This is a genomic window from Frankia sp. CoBUL1, from assembly GCF_978021245.1.
The window spans coordinates 1-3342 of sequence record NZ_CDXDOS010000324.1 but is presented as its reverse complement, the minus strand read 5'-3'; the positions used below and the strand labels follow the sequence as shown (position 1 = coordinate 3342).

The 3342-nt window shown below is 70.0% G+C and carries 6 protein-coding genes; all 6 read right to left on the bottom strand.

The features are described from left to right. Positions 1-621: IS6 family transposase (locus AC08OX_RS16320; protein WP_476608607.1), on the bottom strand; the 621-nt coding region annotated here is incomplete at its 3' end. A 258-nt stretch (positions 622-879) separates the two neighbouring features. Continuing rightward, positions 880-1119, bottom strand: a complete 240-nt coding sequence (locus AC08OX_RS16315) for an anti-sigma factor family protein (protein ID WP_476608606.1) — start codon at positions 1117-1119, stop codon at positions 880-882. A gap of 312 nt (positions 1120-1431) precedes the next feature. Continuing rightward, on the bottom strand, positions 1432-1836 hold the full coding sequence (locus AC08OX_RS16310) for a type II toxin-antitoxin system VapC family toxin (RefSeq protein ID WP_476608605.1): 405 nt from the start codon (positions 1834-1836) through the stop codon (positions 1432-1434). Further along, positions 1833-2054 carry a hypothetical protein gene (locus tag AC08OX_RS16305; RefSeq protein ID WP_476608604.1) on the bottom strand — a complete coding sequence of 74 codons (222 nt, stop codon included), beginning with the start codon at positions 2052-2054 and terminating at the stop codon, positions 1833-1835. The genes AC08OX_RS16310 and AC08OX_RS16305 overlap by 4 nt, the downstream gene beginning before the upstream one ends. Continuing rightward, complete coding sequence (locus AC08OX_RS16300; protein ID WP_476608603.1) at positions 2051-2629, bottom strand: DDE-type integrase/transposase/recombinase; 579 nt, start codon at positions 2627-2629, stop codon at positions 2051-2053. Before AC08OX_RS16300 ends, AC08OX_RS16305 begins: the two co-directional genes overlap by 4 nt. A gap of 80 nt (positions 2630-2709) precedes the next feature. After that, positions 2710-3078 (bottom strand): helix-turn-helix domain containing protein, encoded by a 369-nt coding sequence (locus tag AC08OX_RS16295; RefSeq protein ID WP_476608602.1) that lies wholly within the window; start codon positions 3076-3078, stop codon positions 2710-2712. Positions 3079-3342: the final 264 nt, after the last annotated feature.

Sequence of the window (3342 nt, the reverse complement as noted above, 5' to 3'; positions counted from 1 at the left end):
GCCCGTTACCCGACCATACCCGGCACTGACAGTTTGGACCGAGCGGAGCCGTTTCAGCCCGCGCATCGGCCGCAGCCGAGCTTTGAGCCGGCCATGATCGGCTTCGATCCGGTTGTTCTCCCGAGCGGTGTCGACGTGGCAGGCCTCGGGCACCAGATCGTCAAGGACCCGCGGGTAGACCGGGGCCTTGCCGGTGGTGACCGCCACCGGCCGCCGGCCATGAGACAGCGCCTGGACGAAGAACCGGCGGGCGGCGGCTTGGGCGCGGCGCGTGCTGGCGAGGACGTCGATGACCTGGCCATGCTGGTCAACGGCCCGGTACAGGTACGTCCACCGGTCCGCGACCTTCACGTAGGTCTCGTCGATGAACCACCTGTCCCCAGGCCGGTGCCGACACGGACGAGCCGCCTCGACCAGCAAGGGCGTACAGCGCAGCACCCACCGGTAGATCGTGACGTGATCGACATCGAGGCCGCGTTCGGCGAGCGGCTCCTCGACATCCCGGTACGACAGGGCAAACCGCAGATACCAGCGGACCGCCAGGACGATCACTTCCGGTGGGAACCGGAACCCCGCAAACTCCGACGTCGGAACCGGTGGACAGCCACGACGTCGACGCATCACCCGATCATGACCGATCGGCAGCCGTCGGACAACGGACTCCGCCGATGCAACAGCCCCCCAGAACGTAAGGTGGTGTCACATTCTGTGTGCGGGTGACGTCAACCTGTGGCGGCGAGGTATCGGGGTGGACGTATCAGGCTCCCGGCGCGAATCGCTCACGGTGGCTTGGTTGCTCTGGAAGCAGAAGCGTTACACGCCCTTGTCGATTCCTGGCATTCCCCGACGCCGGCGCCAGCTGGCCTGGAGGTCCGGCCGTCATGCGGACGGTGTGGTGCCCGCCTTCCAGCCACGGAACGCCGCGAGCAGCTTGTCGCGCATGTCCGGCCGCAGGTCGTCCTCCGCCAGGGTGCCGGTGACCCGCACCGTCTCCCGCATCTGTTCGACATAGGCGTCGCAGCCGTCGCACAGTTCGAGATGCTCGCTGAACCGGCGGCGGGTGTCCGCGTCCAGCGTTCCTTCGAGATAGTCCGTGACCACCTCGACAAGCTCGTCCACAGAAGTATGACCCGGCACCGAAGCTCGCGTGTCAACCGGGTGGTTGTCGTGAGCAGCCGCGTCCGACACCTCACCGGCCGGGGGACCTCACCTGATCATCAAGGCCGGCGATCTAGATCAACTACAGTGACCAGTTACGAGGATGTGGCGGACGCGGTCCTGGGCGTCGCGTGCCCGACCACGGGCTCGGGCTCGGGCTCGGGCTTCGCAGTGGACCATCGCAGCCTGCGGCCTGGTGGCGGGAATGCTGAAGATCCACCGCATATCGGCGGGCTGCTACCGGAATCAGGGCTGGCCGGCGTGTCAACAAGGTCATGCCAGCAGTGCGACCGGCTTCGTGAGGCGGACGACGGAGAAGTGCCGGCGGTCGAGGGTCGCGATGGCGTCCGCGTCGAGGCGTTCGGCGATCGCGAGCACGGAGGCGTCGACGGCGCCGAGCGGGAAGTCGCTGTACTTCTCGACCAGCTCGACCATCCGGTCGAGGTCCTGGCGAGCAAGCGGGATCAGGCTGATCTGTCCGGTGCTGATGGAGCGCAGGAACGCGGCTTCGGCACGGGTGCCCTTCTCTCGTTCGAGCATGAAGCAGACTTCGGTCAGGACGGGATAGGGAACGAGTAGCGGCCGGGGCGTGTGCCGCATGAGAGCGACGCTGCGGGCGTGGTGCTCGTCGTCGGTGTCGGCGGCGGCGATCAGCGGCCTGGTGTCCCAGACGATCACTCGGGATTGCGCCCGAGCTCCGCGCGCAGGATCTCAGCCGAACGGTCGGCGAGGTCGCCCTTGCCGCTGGCCAACGCGCCGACGAAATCCGGCAATGGCCACTCGTCGCCGCCGCCCGCGGCGGGTGCGCTCTCGCGCACGAGAGCCAGGATCGGCGCCACCTGCGATTCGGGCAGGCGGTCGATCAGACTGTGCAGCTCGTCCCGCAAGGTGCTCACCTGTTGAGGATACGGCCGACGCGTGGCCAGCCACTGAGATCCGCCGGGACGCGAGCTGAACGGCGGATCGCAGCCCGCAGGGCCGCCACGGTCGCGGTGTGGGCCGCGCCGACGACGTAGACCAGGTTCTGGTCGGTGAGATCTTGGCGGAACTCGGCCGAGTCTCCGTAGCCGGGGCCGTCGCCGCCGGCGCCGGCGATCTCGACGAGGAACTGGTCGCGGACGGTGCGGAAGAATCGTTCGATCTTGCCGCGGCCCTCGGGCCGGCCGGGGGCCGAGTGCGTGAGTTTGATCCCGAGCTTGGCGCGGGCGCGTAGCAGCCAGGCGTCGACGAATGCGGAGCCGTTGTCGACGTAGATCCGTTCGGGGACGCCGCGGGCGGACAGCGCGGGGCGCAGCGCGGCGGCGAGCCGGACGGTGTCCTCGGCATGGCCCCACCGGTAGCCGACGACGACCCGCGAATGGTCGTCGATGAAGGCGAACAGGAACGTCTTGCGGCAGGCGAGGCGGGGACCGTGCAGAGCATCCCCGGTCCAGATCTCGTTCGGCCGGGACGCCTCGAACGGGCTGAACACGCCGGCCGGCCGGCGGCCAACTGGCGGGGGCCCAGGCCCATCCGGGTGAAGTAGCGCTGCAGCGTGCGCTCGTCCGGCGCCTAGCCCAGCTGCGTGGCCACAATCCGGCGGACCTGCGCCGCCGTGCGCTGCGGGTTCTCCCGCCGCAGGCCCGCCGCCAGCTCGAGCACCTCGGCCGGGGTCCGCGGCGCCGCCTGCCGCGGCGTGGGGACCAGCGCGTCGAACCCGCCCGCCCGCCAGGCCCGGATCCACCGGTCCAGCGTCCAGCGGGTCACCCGCATCGGCTTCCCGTCCGGCCCGACGTGTTCGGCAGCGGCGATCCGGCGGACCATCGCGCCCCGCTGCCGCCCTGTCAGCGCCGGGTCCGCCGCCTCCCTGACCAGCATGTAACGGAACAGGGCGCTCTCCCGCGCCCGTTCCACCCTGCTCTGCGTCTCCTCGTCGGCCACCAGGCCTCCTCCGCGTCCGTGGACACACGACCCGCGCAGGCTCCCAACCAGCGGCTATCCGGCATAAGAGACAACTCGTATTGATCCACGATCACGGCGACGACACCCCAGAGGTGATCATCGAGGGGGCGAGCAGGGTCCCGTTCGTCACCGCCACCGCCGCCAGCCACGGCGACACCCCCGCCAGCGACGGCCAACGGACGGCGACCGCCACCGCGGCCCCCACCACCGCCGCCACCGCGTCCGCGAACCCCGACCCGGGGC